Origin of the sequence: Lentzea sp. NPDC051208 (assembly GCF_040682435.1) — a bacterium.
In the GTDB taxonomy this organism is placed as follows: domain Bacteria; phylum Actinomycetota; class Actinomycetes; order Mycobacteriales; family Pseudonocardiaceae; genus Lentzea; species Lentzea kristufekii.
The window spans coordinates 281741-297175 of sequence record NZ_JBFBAW010000010.1 but is presented as its reverse complement, the minus strand read 5'-3'; the positions used below and the strand labels follow the sequence as shown (position 1 = coordinate 297175).

General features: G+C 71.1%; 10 protein-coding genes. 7 read left to right on the top strand and 3 right to left on the bottom strand.

The features are described 5' to 3' along the window. Positions 1 to 27 precede the first annotated feature (27 nt). The gene (locus AB0M48_RS25505) at positions 28 to 1296 is read right to left on the bottom strand and encodes a glycoside hydrolase family 30 beta sandwich domain-containing protein (RefSeq protein WP_363846465.1); all 1269 of its coding nucleotides are present in this window, start codon (positions 1294 to 1296) and stop codon (positions 28 to 30) included. Between the two features lie 222 nt (positions 1297 to 1518). Between AB0M48_RS25505 and AB0M48_RS25500 the strand changes: the two genes are divergently transcribed. Next, the gene (locus AB0M48_RS25500; protein ID WP_363846464.1) at positions 1519 to 2607 is read left to right on the top strand and encodes a substrate-binding domain-containing protein; all 1089 of its coding nucleotides are present in this window, start codon (positions 1519 to 1521) and stop codon (positions 2605 to 2607) included. Positions 2608 to 2628: 21 nt separating this feature from the next. Here the strand turns inward: AB0M48_RS25500 and AB0M48_RS25495 are convergent, their stop codons facing one another. Together AB0M48_RS25495 and AB0M48_RS25490 are read right to left on the bottom strand one after the other, a co-directional pair. Further along, positions 2629 to 3696: a spore photoproduct lyase family protein gene (locus AB0M48_RS25495; protein WP_363846462.1), complete on the bottom strand. Its 1068-nt coding sequence runs from the start codon at positions 3694 to 3696 to the stop codon at positions 2629 to 2631. A 132-nt stretch (positions 3697 to 3828) separates the two neighbouring features. Then, on the bottom strand, positions 3829 to 5628 hold the full coding sequence (locus AB0M48_RS25490) for an ABC transporter ATP-binding protein (protein ID WP_363846460.1): 1800 nt from the start codon (positions 5626 to 5628) through the stop codon (positions 3829 to 3831). 208 nt (positions 5629 to 5836) lie between these two features. On the opposite strand from AB0M48_RS25490, the gene AB0M48_RS25485 reads away from it, so the two are divergent. From AB0M48_RS25485 to AB0M48_RS25460, 6 genes are all read left to right on the top strand, one after another. Then, positions 5837 to 5971 carry a hypothetical protein gene (locus AB0M48_RS25485; protein WP_363846458.1) on the top strand — a complete coding sequence of 45 codons (135 nt, stop codon included), beginning with the start codon at positions 5837 to 5839 and terminating at the stop codon, positions 5969 to 5971. 162 nt (positions 5972 to 6133) lie between these two features. Further along, positions 6134 to 6796: a Type 1 glutamine amidotransferase-like domain-containing protein gene (locus AB0M48_RS25480; RefSeq protein WP_363846456.1), complete on the top strand. Its 663-nt coding sequence runs from the start codon at positions 6134 to 6136 to the stop codon at positions 6794 to 6796. Positions 6797 to 7002: 206 nt separating this feature from the next. Further along, on the top strand, positions 7003 to 7512 hold the full coding sequence (locus AB0M48_RS25475; protein ID WP_363846454.1) for a YbaB/EbfC family nucleoid-associated protein: 510 nt from the start codon (positions 7003 to 7005) through the stop codon (positions 7510 to 7512). Next, on the top strand, positions 7509 to 7820 hold the full coding sequence (locus AB0M48_RS25470; RefSeq protein WP_363846452.1) for a hypothetical protein: 312 nt from the start codon (positions 7509 to 7511) through the stop codon (positions 7818 to 7820). The genes AB0M48_RS25475 and AB0M48_RS25470 overlap by 4 nt, the downstream gene beginning before the upstream one ends. A gap of 17 nt (positions 7821 to 7837) precedes the next feature. Next, entirely contained in the window at positions 7838 to 13495 is a 5658-nt protein-coding gene (locus AB0M48_RS25465; protein WP_363846450.1) for a glycohydrolase toxin TNT-related protein, read from the top strand. Further along, positions 13488 to 15419: a TNT domain-containing protein gene (locus AB0M48_RS25460; protein ID WP_363846448.1), complete on the top strand. Its 1932-nt coding sequence runs from the start codon at positions 13488 to 13490 to the stop codon at positions 15417 to 15419. Before AB0M48_RS25465 ends, AB0M48_RS25460 begins: the two co-directional genes overlap by 8 nt. Positions 15420 to 15435 lie beyond the last annotated feature (16 nt).

Here is a 15435-nt window from a genome sequence, read left to right as displayed (position 1 = left end):
CATCCCGGCTGGTCGCCCGAGGCCGCCTCAGTTCAGGACGAACGTCCTGATGCTGCGGGCAGGCAACTGAGCGTTGAACGACCCGTTCGACATGGTGAAGTCGTTGTAGTGCGCGAGAGTCGCGCTTGCGCTCGTCAGCCAGGTCGAGATCGTCGCGGAACCGGTGTCCCGGATGGTGAACACGTGGTCCACCGGTGACGTGTTCTTGTTGATCGCGACGATCACGATCCTGGACCCGCTCCTGAACGCAGAGATGTAGACGTTCGACTGCGGGTTCGCGGTGGCGGTGATCCGCGAGTAGCCGGGGCGAACCCACTTCGAGAAGTGCGCCATGTTGGCGCCGCGCTTGCTGATCTGCCCGTCCTCGCGCATCGGACCGTAGGAGCGGCGGATGTACCACCACACGTAGGTCTGGAACCGGCCGTCCACCAACGCGCGGTGGACGTGCTCGCCCACGTCGAGCGCCTGCGGCCACAGGTCGGCGGAGTCGCTGCTGTTGGGGTGGTAGACCTCGGTCATCCACAGCTCCTTGCCGTTGCCCTTCTGCCGGAAGAGCGGGTACGGGAAGTCCGCGGTCTGGGTGCCGTAGAGGTGCGCGCCGATGATGTCCACGTTCGCCAGCGCGGCGGGGTCGTTGAGGATGGGGTCGGAGAGGTTCTTGCGGTACTGGAACGACTCGGGGGCGATCACCCTGGTGTTGATCGCGCCCGCGTTCTCGCGCAGGAACCTGACGATCTCGCCCGGGGTCCACGCCGTCCATTCCTGCGCGTAGTCCGGCTCGTTCTGGACCGAGATGCCGTACAGGTTCACCCCGTTGTTCGCCATGAACGCGGAGAAGTCGTTCAGGTGCTGCGCATAGGCGCCGTAAGAGGCGTAACGCAGCCGCTTGCCGCCGGAGAAGGTCTCGGTCATCGAGGCGGGCGGGTTCCACGGCGAGGCGATGACCTTGGCCCCGAGTTCGACCGCACGCCTCGCCGTGGCGACCTCACGACTCCAGTTGGCCCGGTCCTCGTGCACTGGAATGCGCAGCACGGTGAATCCGAGCTGGCCCGCGCCGTTGCCGAACGCCGTTTCCCGTTGAGCGGCGGTGAGATCGTTGATCCAGACGGTGTGGTTCATACCGCCGAAACCCAGGATCGTCTGCTGCACGTTCGACGGCTCGACGACCACCGAGGTGGCCGCCGCGGCAGGTGTCCCCACCGCCAGCACCGGTAGCGCGGCGCCGGCCGCGAGCAACGTCCGCCGGCTCAAGGGCTGCGAACCAGGGGTTTTTGACTCGTCTCGACGTGCTGTCATGGCATCTCCACGAAGTTGATCTCGCTCAGGGTTGAGACAACATTCCGGGAGCGCTCCCAGCGATCAGTCCTAACAGTGCTCGTCCCTCACGGTCAAGAAACGACGATCGAACGCATCGAATGGTGGGAGCCGGCTCGGCGGGTGCCGGCGAGCTGATCCGCACTACCGGCCGGCTGTGCTGTGGGACGCTGACGATCTCGTCGGCGTCGGAAGGATTCGCCAATGGCGTTACTCGACCGGGATCGCACGCCGGCGCGCTTCACCGTGGTGACTTCGGTGGCGAGCGGGCTCATCGTCGCGGGAACCGTCGCGCTGGCTCGCAGCGGACTGCTGACGAGCTCGGTGCCGCTGTGGTCCTTGGCCGTGGCCGCTGCGCTGGTCGCGATTTCCCTCGTGCTGCTGCGAAAGGTGGGCCGCGGACGTGGCCGGGCGCGGCAGGTCTTCGTGGTGGTGCCCGCCTTCGAACAGAAGTACTGGCTGGCCGGTCTGGTCCGGCGCCTGCACGGCAGGCTCGACCGCGATGGCGTCGACATGGTGCTCAAGCTGCCCGCCTGTGACTACGACGCGTCGGCGCAGACCCATCTGCTGAACAGGGTGCAGGACCGCCGCACGGCCTACATGGGCGGCATCGTGGTCGCCACAGCGGTGGACCAGCAGCGGGCGACGCTGACCGAGTTCTGCGCGGCGTCGGGTCTGCCGGTCGTGTTCACCGACATCGAGCCGTTCGAACACGAAGACGAGTATCCCGCCAACGCCGTGTACGTCGGGTACCGGAGCGCTCAGCTCGGTGACCTCGCGGGCACCTGGCTGGTGGAGCACCTGCGGCAGCGCGGCCTGACGCGACCTCATGTGCTGATCATCGCCAGCCGGGAGCACGCCGCCAGGCAGGAGCAGTGCCGCAAGGTGCTGCAGAGCGCCATCCCGGACGTGTCGATCACCGAACTGCCCGACTGCAGCTTCCAGCGTTCTCGCGCACACGACGCCGTTCGTGCCCAGATCCGCCGTCTCGACGCGCGGGAACTTCGGCTGGACGCGGTGTTCTGCACCAACGACGAGATGGCGCTGGGCGCGGTGGACGCCATCGCATCGACTCCGTCGACAGCCACCCGGGACACCGCGGTGATCGGCATCGACGGCATCGCCGAGGCCAAGGCGCTGATCGACAAGGGCACCAGCCCGTTGCGCGCCACGGTGGTCCAAGACGCCGACCGGCTGGCGGAGACGACGGTGCTGATGCTGGAAGCGATGCACAGCGGGAAGAAGGTCGCGAAGCGGACCTACTTCCAGGGGCAGCTGCACCCCGCCGGATGACGCCGCGAGCGGGCCCCTTGCTCAGAAGGCGTACCGGACCCGCAGGTACGGGGCGTGTGCCTCGGCCAGTGCGAGGAAGGAGTCGAGGAGTTCCCGCTTCAGTCCCCGCCGGTAACGGACGTTGACCCCGCCGCCCTCGCTGCGTTTGACCTCCTGCAGCTCGGGGCGCCACAGGAGGTCCTCGGCCCGCGGGTGCCAGCGCAGGTTCACCTCGTGCAGCGGCCGGTTGTGGGTGAGCATGATGACTTCGGCGGCCAGCTGCTCGCGAGTGGCCGCGGAGGTCGCGTCCCCGAGCGACTCGAGCAGCTGCCGCCAGTCCTCGAGCCAGCCGTCGTACACGACGATCGGGCTGAGGTTCACGTGCACCTCGTAGCCGGCGGCGTGGAAGTCGTCGAGAGCGGCGAGGCGTTCCGCGACGGGGGTGGTGCGGATGTCGAGCAGTTTCGCGGCGCGTTCGGGCATCAGTGAGAACCGGATGCGGGTACGGCGCCGCGGATCCCACTCCAGCAGGTCGCGGTTGACGTACTTCGTCGCGAAGGACGCCTTCGCGGTGGGCAGGTCGCGGAACAGCCGCACCAGGTCCCTCACGTTGTCGCTGACCATCGCGTCCACCGAGCAGTCGGAGTTCTCACCGATGTCGTAGACCCACGCCTGGTCGTCGATCTGGCCGGGCTCGGTCATCGGGCCCTGCCTGGCGACGTGGCGGGTCAGGTAGCCGGTGATCTGCTCGATGTTCGCGAACACCGTGATCGGGTTCGAGTAGCCCTTGCGCCGGGGCACGTAGCAATAGGCACAGGCCATCGCGCACCCGTTGGCCGTGGACGGGGCGATGAAGTGCGCCGAGCGCCCGTTGGGCCGCGCGCTGAGGGACTTCTTCACCCCGAGCACCAGCGCCTCGCTCTTGATCCGCACCCAGCGCCGCGCGTTGGCCTCGTCGCCGTGCAACTCGGGAATGCGCCAGTGGCTGTCGACCTCGACCCGCTCCGCGCCGGGGAACCTGTCGAGCACCTCACGACCTCGTGGCAGCAGCGCCGCGGCGGGCTCCACGTAGATGCGGGTCGGGTTCAGCAACGGTGTCGAGGTGCTCACTCCTCCAGTGTCCACACGACACTGACAAAAACCACCGCCGACGCATCCGCTCGACCCGTTCCGGTGAGGGTCCGTGGCGCAGCTCACCAACGGCTCGTGGGTTCGCGCTCGTCGACCAGTCGCGAGGACCGGTCAACGAGTACCGACCGCCTCGTCGAGGAAGCCGCCGGACTGGTGGCGCCACAGCTTCGCGTACGTCCCCTCGGCGTCGAGCAGCTCCGCGTGGGTGCCCTGTTCGACGATCCGCCCCCGGTCGAGCACGATCAGCCGATCCATCCGCACGACCGTGCTCAGCCGGTGCGCCACGACGATCGCGGTGCGGCCCTCCATGAGCCGCCACAGCGCCTCCTGGACCAGCACCTCGCTCTCCGAGTCCAGCGCGCTGGTCGCCTCGTCCAGCAGCAGGATCGGCGCGTCACGCAGGATGGCGCGGGCCAGCGCGACCCGTTGCCGCTGTCCGCCGGACAGTTTGATGCCGCGCTCGCCGACCATCGTGTCGAACCCGTCGGGCAGCGCGTCCACGAACTCGGTCACGTGCGCGGCGTGCGCGGCGCGGTGGATCTCGGCGTCGGTCGCGCCAGGCCGTGCGAACGCGATGTTCTCGCGCAGCGTCCGGTGGAACATGGCCGGGTCCTGGGGCACGTACCCGATCAGGCCGCGCAGGTCGGCCTGACTCAGGCGGGCGATGTCCTGGCCGCCGATGAGGACGCGGCCCCGATCGACGTCCATCAGCCGCAGGAGCAGCCGGGTGAGCGTGGTCTTGCCGCCGCCGGAGCGGCCGACGAGCCCTATCCACGTGCCCGCGGGGATGTCCAGGTCGAGCCCGTCGAACAACGGCTCGCCACCGCCGTGCGTGAACACGACGTTCTCGAACCGGACCTGGGAGTCGTTCACGCGCAACGGTTCCGGGTGCTTCGGGTCGAGCACGGTCGGCGGGTCGAGCAGCAGTTCGGTGAACTGAGCCGCCTCGGTGAGCGCACTCTCCACCTGCCGGTAGATCTGGTTGAACTCGAACATGATCCGCGTCGCGTTCCCGAAGTAGGCGAACGTCACCACGATCGCCTCCACGCCGAGCCCGTCGCTGACCCCGATCGCGACCACGAGGCCGAGCACGTTGGTGAGCACGGACAGCGGCGCGATGACGGTGTCGATGCGCAGGTTGTTGTAGTCCCACGACCGCAGTGCCAGCGTTCGCTGCCTGGCGGCACGGGTCCGGTGCTCCGCGCCCTCGCGCCGCTCGGCGGCGAACGCCCGCACCGTCTCCATGTTCGTGAGCGTGTCCGAGACGTGGCCGGACACCTGGGCGATGGCGGCCTCGCGCTGGTCGACCAGCCGCTGGCGGTGGCGGATGAGCGGCGCGACCACACATCCCGTGACCAGGATCAGGCCGATCAGCACCGCGACGAGCACCGGGTTGTAACTCCACAGCACGACGCACGCGAAACCCAGCGGGATGACGTTGGCGAAGATCTTGAACGCCAGCGTGTCCACGAAGTCCTCGAAGCGGAACGCGAAACTCAGCACCCGTTTGGTGAGCGACCCGGCGAAGTTGTCGTGGAAGAACGCCGCGTCCTTTCCCAGCAGCTCGTCCATCGCGAGGGCGGACAGGTTCTCGATCCCGCGGCCGTCCACGCGGTTGAGGCAGTGCAGACCTATGCGCCACAACAGTTCCGACAGCAGCATGAAACCGCCGAAGGCCAGCACGTACGGCAGGACGGCGCCGAGGCTCGTGTCGCCACCACCCGCGAGCTTGCCCACGAGCCCGCCCACCGCCAACGGCGCGAGATAGAGCTGACACGTGACGCCCAGCGCGGGCGACACGAGTGCTCCCGCGGACATGAAACCGTGGCGCCGCAACTCCTTTGCGTACAGCCGCAGAGCGAGCGGCACCGCGTTCTTGCGGACCGGCCTCTCCGATTCTGGCACCACCATCCGACCCCCTCCGGACACCCCAGCTTCCTCATGCTGCCGCAGAGGGCCGGGTGGCAGCGATCGAATATCGCCGCGTGGACGCGGCCGGTGGAGTGCCTCGCGATGCCGTGCACGAGCACGACTTGTCTGTGTCGAGGAGCGATCAAAATGCGTTGCGGCTCGGGTCGCGCGTGGCGAAGAGGTGCAGTCCCGCCCGACCGGATCGTCAATGGTGCCGTTGATCCGCAGCCGCCAGTGGGTGACCGTCGCTCCGGTGGACACGGCCAAGCTCGACCTGGACGGCGTCCTGCGCAAGAACATCGAAGGCAAGGCCGTTCACAGCGACCCGGCCGACAACACCTGACTCATTCTTCCTTTGCCGCAGGTCATGTGCCGGCTGATGTGCGTGCGGGGCTCGGGATCGCAACAGCGATGAGTTTCGCCGTGGTGTCCCGTCTGTCTTCCTGTACACCCGATGCGTGACTCTCTGGCAGCGCGTCACGACGGCTACGTACAGGAGGCAAACGTGAGGCTTCTTCTCACGTCCGCAGGCGTCACGAACCCGAGCATCCGCGATGCGCTGGTCGACCTGCTGGGCAGGCCGATCGCCGACTCCAGCGCTCTGTGCATTCCCACGGCGACGTACGGCAGCCGTTACGGCGGGCCGGCCTCGGCCTGGAACTTCATCACCGGCCAGTCGCCACTGCCCATGTGCGATCTGGGGTGGAAGTCGCTGGGCGTCCTGGAGCTGACGGCGTTGCCCAGCGTCGGTGAACAGCGGTGGGTCCCCTGGGTGCGGGAGGCCGACGTCCTGCTGGTGGGCGGCGGTGATGCGCTGTACCTGTGCCACTGGATGCGGCAGTCCGGGCTGGCGGACCTTCTGCCGTCGCTGCAGGACACCGTGTGGGTGGGGCTGAGTGCCGGCAGCATGGTGATGACTCCCCGGATCGGTGACGACTTCGTCGGGTGGACATCACCTGACGGGGGTGACGGCACTCTCGGGGTCGTCGACTTCTCGATCTTCCCGCACCTGGGTCTCGTACCGGAGAACACCATGGCCGCTGCCGAGAAATGGGCAGCCGAGATCGCGGGTCCGGCGTACGCGATCGACGACCAGACGGCCATCAAGGTGGCCGGCGGCACCGTCGAGATCGTCTCCGAGGGGCACTGGAGGCCGTTCCCCTCATAGCCGCGGCCAGCGCGCTCCGAGGCGGACCGAGTCCAGGGCCGGAGTTGCGGCGGCAGCGGGCGGTCGCGCGATGTACGGTCCCCTCCGGAGCCGACTTCAGGTCATCATCGCGAAACCGCTGAGGCGAGCGCGGCCGACTCGCTAAGTTGGTGTCCGTACTTTCGGGATGCGTGCGTGTGTCCTTCGACAGTCAGGGGAGGGGACACATGAGTGACGCTGCCGCGCGTAGGGCTGAGCTGGAAGCGCGCAACGCCGCCATGCGGGAGAACGTCGACAACTTGATGGCCGACCTGCGTCGCCGCACGAGCGAGTTCGCCGGTGCGCAGGCCCGTGCGGCCGCCGTGACCGGGGCGGCCACCTCGCCGGACGGGCTGGTCCAGGTCCAGGTGAATCCGGCCGGGGTGCTCACGGACCTCCGGTTCGCTCCTGCCGCGTTTCAGCGGTCGACGCCGGAGAAGCTGGCGCGCTCGGTGATCGAGACCGCGCAGACCGCGGCCCGGTCGGCGCGTGAGCAGGTCGAGGGCGTGCTCGCGCCGCTGCAGGGTCAGACCGACCTGTCCGAACTGGTCGAGGGTGCGCCCTCCTTCGCCGACCTGTTGCGGCCGCCTCCGCCTCCGCCCGGTGCCGAGGCACCGCCGCAGCGGGGCAGGCGAGCGCGCGATGACGATCCCGACGACGACGAAGGCTTCGGCAGCGTGCTCAAGGGTCCGCGATGACCGGCTCTTTCCGGATTCAGCACGACGAGGTCCGGGCGGGCGCCGGCGCGTTCGGAGTGGCCGCGGAGATGCTCTCCGAGGCGGGCGGCACGCTCTCCAGCGCGCTTTCCGCGCAGGGTGCCTGCTGGGGCGGCGACGAGTCAGGGCAGCAGTTCTCCAAGGAGTACCTGCCCGCCGCGGAGGGCACGCTCAAGGCGTTCAGCCAGCTGAGCGAGGCGATCCAGGCGATCAAGACCGCGCTGAACGAGACCGCCAACACGCATCAGGACACCGACAAGAACAGCAGCGGTGGCCTCGGCGCGCTGTAGGGGGTTGAACGGGGATCATGTCGATCACCATTCCATCGGAGATCACCTGGCTGTTCCCCATCGTCGTCGGCGAGAGCTGGCCCGAGGGCGATGAGGACAAGCTGAGAGCACTCGGCGAGGCCTGGCGGGCGGCGTCCGCCGACATCGACGAGGTCATCACGCAGGCCGGAAACGCCGCCACGAAGTCGTTCGGCGCCATGGAGGGCCAGGCCGCCGACGCCTTCCAGGAGTACTGGAAGAAGTTCGTCGACGGCGCGGACGCCTACCTGGTGAAGCTGAAGGAGTCCTGCGACGGCCTCGCCGACTCGTGCGACAACACCGCGCTGGAAGTGGAGTACGCCAAGTACGCCATCATCGCCGCGCTGATCATGCTCGCCATCGAGATCGCGGCTCTGATCGCGGCGGCCTTCGGCACGTTCGGCGCGTCCACGGCGGGCATCCCGATCGCCCAGGCGGCCACCCGCATCACCGTCCAGATGATCTTCCGCAAGCTGATCACCGCGATCCTGCGCGAGATGCTCACCGAGGTCGCCATCGACGCGGCGATCCAGGGCATCCAGTTCGCCAAGGGCGACCGCAAGAGCTGGGACTGGAGCAAGACCGGCGGCGCCGCGCTCTCCGGAGCCATCTCCGGCGCGATCGGTGGCGGCATGGACTTCGTCCCGACCAAGGCGACCGGTCTCGGCGGCAACGTCGTCGAGGGCGCCGTGCGCGGTGGCGTCGAGGGTGTCGCTTCCACGGTGGCGAACGCGGCGGTCACCGGCCAGGACATCACCGCGGGCGACCTCGCGCGCAGCGGCGTCTCCGGTGGCGTTTCCGGCGGCATCGGCGGGGCGAAATCGCACTACGACACGCCGACGGCACCGAACATCGGTGACGGACCGGGTGAGCCGCCGGGAGGTCCGCCCGGTGGGCCGTCCGGTGGGCCGCCCGGCGGACCGCCCGGCGGGCCTTCCGGTGGACCCTCGGGCGGGCCGTCCGGCGGCCCCTCTGGCGGCCCCTCTGGCGGACCGTCCGGCGGGCCGTCGGGCGGGCCTTCCGGCGAGCCATCGGCGCCCTCGAACGCTCCGAGGGGTACCGGCACGCATTCCGAGACCAGTGCCGCGGCCGCTGCTCCACCAGCTCCGCCCGTTCCGCACGCACCGGCATCGCAGCCCCAACCCGGCTCCCCCGCCTCCGGTGGACCCGCGCCGTTCGGAGGTGGCGGGATGCCCGTGGGCGGCGTTCCGTCCGGCGGTGCGCCGGGCGGGAACCCGGCCGGTGGCAGCCCGTCGGGTGGCAGCCCGTCAGGCGGCAGCCCGTCAGGCGGCAGCCCGTCAGGCGGCACCTCGCGACCGGCCGGCTTCACGCCGACGGGTCCGAGCGGCCTCGGCGGTCCCACGCCGGGCGGCACCGGGGGCGGCGCACACGGACCCGGCACTCACAGTGCTCCGGGAAGCCACTCCTCGTCAGGTGGTCCCGGCCCGAGCGGACACGGAAGCCACGTCTCGAACGCACCGGGCGGCCCTGGTGGCAGCGCTCCGGGCGCACCGGGTAACGCGGCCTCGTCGAGCACGCCCGGATCTCACGGCACCGGCGGACCTGGCTCGTCAGGCGGATACGGCTCCCCTGCGCCGGGCAGCCACGGGAGCCTGCCCGGACACGGCGGGCCGGGCACCCCCGGTGGCTCAGGCGGCCCGAGCGGCACCGGTGCACCCGGAGGCCCAGGCGCACCGGCCAACTTCGGCGGACCGGGCAACTCTGGTGGGCCGAGCAATCCCGGTGGTCCAGGCAACTCCGTTGGACCGGCCAACTTCGGTGGGCCAGGCAACTCCGGTGGACCGGGCAATCCCGGCGGACCCGCCAACTTCGCCGGGCCAGGCAACCCCGGTGGACCAGGCAACCCCGGTGGACCAGGCAACCCCGGTGGACCAGGCAACCCCGGTGGACCGGGCAACCCCGGCGGACCGGCCAACTTCGCCGGGCCAGGCAACCCCGGTGGGCCAGGCAACTCAGGTGGACCGGGGAACTTCGGCACGGGCGGACAGGGCGTTCCCGCGGGGCCTGCCCCGGCCGGTGGGCCGGGCAGCGGCGGGTTCGGTGGCACGGCAACGCCCGGCAACGCGCCAGGACCACTGGGCGGCGGTCCGGGATCGGGAACAGCCGGTGGAGGAGTCCCGGCGAACGGTCCCGGCGCCCACCCGGCGCCGAGCGGCAACGGCCCGCAGGGCGGGTCGCCCACGGGTCCGGGTACCGGTTTCGGGATGGGTGGGCCCTCCCCCTCCTTTGCCGCGGCGGGCGGGTCGCCGCGCCCGGACGCGGGCGCGACCTCCAGCAGCCGAGCGGACACCACGCCGCCGCAGGCCTTGTGGAACACGGGACGCACCGACGGCGGGATGCCGCCCACCGGAGCCTCCGAGCAACGCGGTGGCGCACCGGGCACGTTCGGCGGGCCGAATGCCTTCGGCGGGCCCTCTGCGTTCGGAGGGTCGCCGACGGCACCTGGGACGCCACAGCAGGGTGGCCCAGCTCGCCAGTCCCCCCACCCCGACGCGGGCGGCCACCGCCCCGAACCGCGCCCGAACCAGCTCAGGCCCGACACCACGAGGGCACCGGACGGTCAGCGGCCGATCTGGACCCCGCCTGGCTCCACTCGGCCCGACGTGCCCGCAAGGCACGACACCGCTGGTCTGCCGGACGCCGGCCGCTCCCCTGAACGGACGGACGGCACCACCAGGCCCGCACCCGCTGCCCGCCCGGACACCGTCTCGCCCACCCGCCCGGACACGGCCCCACCGACCCGGCCAGACGCGGTCTCCCCCACCCGGCCCGACACCGTCTCGCCCACCCGGCCGGACACACCCTCGTCTGCTCGCCCGGACACGACCCCACCTACCCGGCCAGACGCCGTCTCCCCCACCCGGCCCGACACCGCCCCGCCAACCCGGCCCGACACCGTCTCCCCCACCCGAGCCGACACCGCCCCGTCTCCCCGCCCGGACACCCCCGCGCCTGCCGAGCCCGCGCCAGCGACCCGACCGGCCGAAACGGGTACGAGCGAGCCTGGCCGGGACCCCGCGGCCGGACCTGATCAACCGTCCGGCGTCCACACGGGACCGTCTCCGGACGGGCTCGGTGACGTGGACCGGTCCGCACCGGACCTGTCCGGAGAGGCCGGAGACGGGCCCGCGCCCGACGCGGACGCGGACGGTCCGGCCACGGACAGCGCCGACGGCCCCGCTCCGACGCCCGGACCGCGGGTGGACGAGAACGGCGTTCCGCTCACCTATTTGGGGACGCGCCAGGGTGAGCACCCCTTCGCCGACATGGGCGAGTACGTGCCGATGGGCGGGGACCGCTCCAACGGCATGGGCAGCTACGACCAGCGCACCCGTGACCTCATCGGCGACCACGACCCGTGGGGGTCGCACAGCGATCGGGACGACTTCAACCAGCACCACCGGCCGGACGGGACGTACCGGACGAACCAGTGGCCGCCGCACGGTGGCGCGGTTCCGGGGTCGCAGCGCGACATCACCCTGCCGCCGGGGACCGTGCTCGACCGGTTCGGCGGGGAGACCGGCCGGTTCCTGTCGCCGATGAGCCCCGACGGGCAGCCCTACCACTACCGCGACCGGGCGATCTTCCCGGACAACGCCGAAGCCGGGTACCACATCTACGTCGTGGCGGACCCGGACGGGTTGCGCGGCGAGCTCGCCGACGTGGCCCCCGCGCTGGGACAGCCGGGTGGCGGGCGCCAGTTCACCCTGCCCGACACCGCGAGCGTCGAGCAGCTGCTCGCCAGTGGCGCGATCCGGGAGGTGCACGTCGCCCCGCCGGGCAACCCGATCCTGCCCGCGGACTTCGGCGACACCCACGGCACGCCGACACCGGACGCCCTCGCGCACACCACGCCGGACAGTCCCGCCGACCCCGGCACGCCGTCCGGCAACGACCCCGGCACGCCGTCCGGCAACGACTCGGGCACGCCCGGCGACACCGACCGGATGCCGAACCTGGACGCCGTTCCCGAAGGGCTGCGGCCGCTGGCCGAGTCCAGCGGGTTCGCCACCCCGGCGGGCGGGGCGCTGTTCGACCCGTCGGACGTGCGCACCAGGAACGCGGCGAACGCGGTCGCGCCGATCCCCGGTCACTTCGTGCTCGACGTGCACAGCGACGGCAGGAGCGCCCACGTCGGCGGGCAGCAGCTCCAAGGTGCCGACCTGGCCGCGCTCGCGAGAGGGCTCGGCTGGAACGGCACCGACCCGATCGTGCTCGTCGGGTGCGAGGCGGGACGGCACCCGGACGGCCTCGCCGCCGACCTGGCGCGCAACTCGGGAGCCACGGTCATCGCGCCCACGGAGCGGGCCTGGTCCGGCGAGGGCAACACCACGCCGTACTCGTCCAGCCCCGACTACGTCGACGCGGACGGGCGCACCTACCCGAGGATCCCGCCGGACGGTGGCTGGAACGCCTTCTCCCCCACCGGGGACATGGCCCCGACCGGGTCGGGCGGGTTGCCCGTCGGCACCCCGTCGGACAGCGTCACCCCGCAGGCCACTCCGGGTGCTCCAGCAGACCCGTCGCGCGGGCTCATCCAGTCGAGCTTCCTCCCGCCGAGGGTCGGCAACCGCAACGACCCGATCCCCATCCCGGTCGACGACCGGGGTGCGGCGGACCCGGCCGCGCAGGGTCAGCCGTTGCGGCCGCTGGCGACGAACGAACCGCTGGTCGGCAGGCCGGGCCTCACCCCCAACACCGCGTACCGAGTGGACGGCCGAGGCACCTACTACACCGACAACCGCGGTGTGATCACGCACGCCGACCTCGAGTCGCCCAACACCCGCGACGGCGGCAACCCCGACGTGGAGCACCCGGCGCCGAACACGACCTACCGGGTGGACGTCGACGGGGCCACGCACCAGTACACGACCGACGACCACGGGTTCCCGCCGCGGTACCAGGAGTGGACGGCGCCCTACACCGTCAACCCGAACAACCCGGTGCAGGTCCCGGCCCCCGGCGCGCAACCGGGCGACCCGCTCGGGCCGCTCGGGCACCGGGAGGCCTTCAGCGATCGCACGAACCTGCCGCCGGACACCATGTTCGAGGTCCCGGGTCGCGGCACGTTCTACACAGGACCGCCGGACGCCAACGGCTTCGGCCGGGTGGTGGCGGTCGAGGCGGTCTCGAGCCCCGGCGGCGTGCGGGACAACGCCAACCCGGACCTCAACAACTTCCACCCGAACTGCCAGTACGTCCTCGACGGCGACTACGTGATCGTGACCAACGACCACGGCATGCCGGGCGAGGCGACCGACGAGCGCACCTACGGTCCCAGCAGGAGAGCGACCCGCAGCGAGTGGTCGCAGGGCATCGTCGCCGACGTGGGCGGCGCCGGCTACGACGGCGGCCACATCAAGCCGAACCAGGTGACCCGGCCCACCCCGGACGCCGTCGGCCAGTTCCCGCAGCTCACCACGCAGAACCAGGGCAAGGGCACGCCGGACAACCGCCAGACCTGGTACGGCGCGGACATGCAGGCCGCCAGGGACCAACGCGCCGGCGACAGGGTCGCCTGGCATGATTTCCAGGCTGACGGCGGCCCCGTCCCGCACACGGTGCACTCGCGCTTCGTGATGGTCGACCGCAACGGATCCCCGCGAATCAAACTCAGGAGATTTGACAATGTCTGATGTGGACCACGCGGCGACCGACGCCGAGAAGGCGCGTCGGTACGAGGAGCTGGTCCAGCAGATCGGGATCGCACTGCTGGAGGCCGCACCGCAGGGGTGGGCCAGGCTCGACCTGATCGCGACGCTGGCGTCCAGCGCGCAGGACTTCGGCCTGGTGGTGTTGCTGGGCAACGGAACCACGGCACAGGTGGATCCCCCGGCCGAGGCGGCGGACGCGTTCGTGGCGCTGCGCGAGCTCATGTACCTGCCCGAGCGGGGCGCGTGGTTCTCGGCGCGGTTCATCATGAACCCGCCCAGCGAGTACCACGTGTACTACAACTTCCAGCACGACCCGTTCTGGAACCCGCCGGTGCCCGACGAGGTGTGGCGCAAGGACCTGGAGCGCTTCCCCAGGCCGGAGGAGGAGATCCCGAACTGGTTGCGCCGCAGGCTCGGCATGCCCGGCCTCCCCCCGGAGACGGAGCCCGCGGGCGTCGGCTCGATGCGGGACCTGGAGAGGCGCGTCGCCGACCTGCTGCTGATGCACGCGCCCAGCGACTGGACCCAGCTCCGGGTCGGCTACCGCGCCGCGGGGTCGTTCGTGGAGATGCCCGGCAAGGTGCTGGGCCTGGACGGGCAGCTCCGGCCGTGGAACCCGCCCGCCGCGGCGGCCGAGGAGTTCGCCTCGATGCGGGCCAGGATGGTCCCCGCCGGCAAGGGTCCGTGGTCCGGCACGCAGATGATCATCGAGTTCCCGGTGCGCACCTCCACGAGCTACACCCTCGAGGACCCGGGCTGGAACACCAGGCCGCCGATGCCCGCCGTGCTGGACGACCTGCGGCGCTTCCCCCGGCCGGCGGAGCTCGTGCCGGACTGGATGCGGGCGATCGTGCCGGACGTCGAGCAGGTGCTGGCCGCCCGCGCACGGTTCCGCGAGGCACGGGTGTTCGATCGCCGCGAGGCGAACGGCCGCCCGGTGGTCGACCGCCCGCCGGTACCCGCCGACGAGGTCGCGGGTGTGCTGCGGTACCTCAACGAGGCCCACGTCGTGCTGGGTGGCCGAGGACACGACACCGACCTCTTCGTGCCCGACAGCGCGGCGGACGTCCCCGCGGGTTTCCACACCGACGGCACCTGGCTGTGGCCCGCGTCGATCCCGCACTACCTGGCCAAGCACGGCGTGCCGCCGGAGCCCGAGCTGGTCGACCACATCCGGGCGGCGAACTTCACCCCGCCGCCGGTCGACACCGCGACCGCGGCACTGGCGCACACCGCGCTCACCGGCGAGGTGCCCGCCGAGCCGGCGCCGGCCGAGCTGTCCGAAGGGGACCGCAAACAGCTGGCACAGATCGCCTTGGCGCTGTCGGAGGCCGGGATCCATCCGAGGGCGTACAGCCTCGACGGACCCGTGGACGAGAGCTGGTGCCTCGAGCGCGCCGGCGACGAGTGGCAGGTGGCGCAGTACGAACGCGGGCGGAGTTTCGCCGCGCGCCGCTTCCCGACCCTGTTCGAAGCCGGGGCGTACCTGCTCGGCACGCTGACGATCCTGCCCGCTCGCCTGCGCGCGGGCGGTGCCGACACCAACACCGTCGCCGCCCTCAACGACTGGCCGATCCAGCCCCTGCCCGGCGAGCCTCCGCTGACCCTGTTGACGCACAAGCGGATGGTGACGCTGATGGCGGGCCGGGAGGTCGTCCGGCACGGCGGTCCCGGCGGGAACCTGGTGTTCACCCCGAACACCGAGTTCCCGGAGATGTCGTTGCGCGCCGAGCGGGAAGCCGAAGGATCACGCCGCTACCGGGTGACGCGCGACCTGCGCGTGCTGGCCGGGACGACGGTGCCCTGGCACGGCCAGCCCGGCGGGGGTCGCGGTTACCTGTTGCCGCGCTCGGTCGGCGAGCACCTCGCCGACGGCAGCCTCGCCGACATCACCGGCGGGGAGTGAGCCGCGCTCCGGACGT

What these genes read in the sequence shown, in the direction of transcription:
- AB0M48_RS25505 (WP_363846465.1), bottom strand. Translation starts at nt 1,296, where the DNA reads ATGACAGCACGTCGAGACGAGTCAAAAACCCCTGGTTCGCAGCCCTTG.
- AB0M48_RS25500 (WP_363846464.1), top strand. Translation starts at nt 1,519, where the DNA reads ATGGCGTTACTCGACCGGGATCGCACGCCGGCGCGCTTCACCGTGGTG.
- AB0M48_RS25490 (WP_363846460.1), bottom strand. Translation starts at nt 5,628, where the DNA reads ATGGTGGTGCCAGAATCGGAGAGGCCGGTCCGCAAGAACGCGGTGCCG.
- AB0M48_RS25485 (WP_363846458.1), top strand. Translation starts at nt 5,837, where the DNA reads ATGGTGCCGTTGATCCGCAGCCGCCAGTGGGTGACCGTCGCTCCGGTG.
- AB0M48_RS25475 (WP_363846454.1), top strand. Translation starts at nt 7,003, where the DNA reads ATGAGTGACGCTGCCGCGCGTAGGGCTGAGCTGGAAGCGCGCAACGCC.
- AB0M48_RS25470 (WP_363846452.1), top strand. Translation starts at nt 7,509, where the DNA reads ATGACCGGCTCTTTCCGGATTCAGCACGACGAGGTCCGGGCGGGCGCC.
- AB0M48_RS25465 (WP_363846450.1), top strand. Translation starts at nt 7,838, where the DNA reads ATGTCGATCACCATTCCATCGGAGATCACCTGGCTGTTCCCCATCGTC.
- AB0M48_RS25460 (WP_363846448.1), top strand. Translation starts at nt 13,488, where the DNA reads ATGTCTGATGTGGACCACGCGGCGACCGACGCCGAGAAGGCGCGTCGG.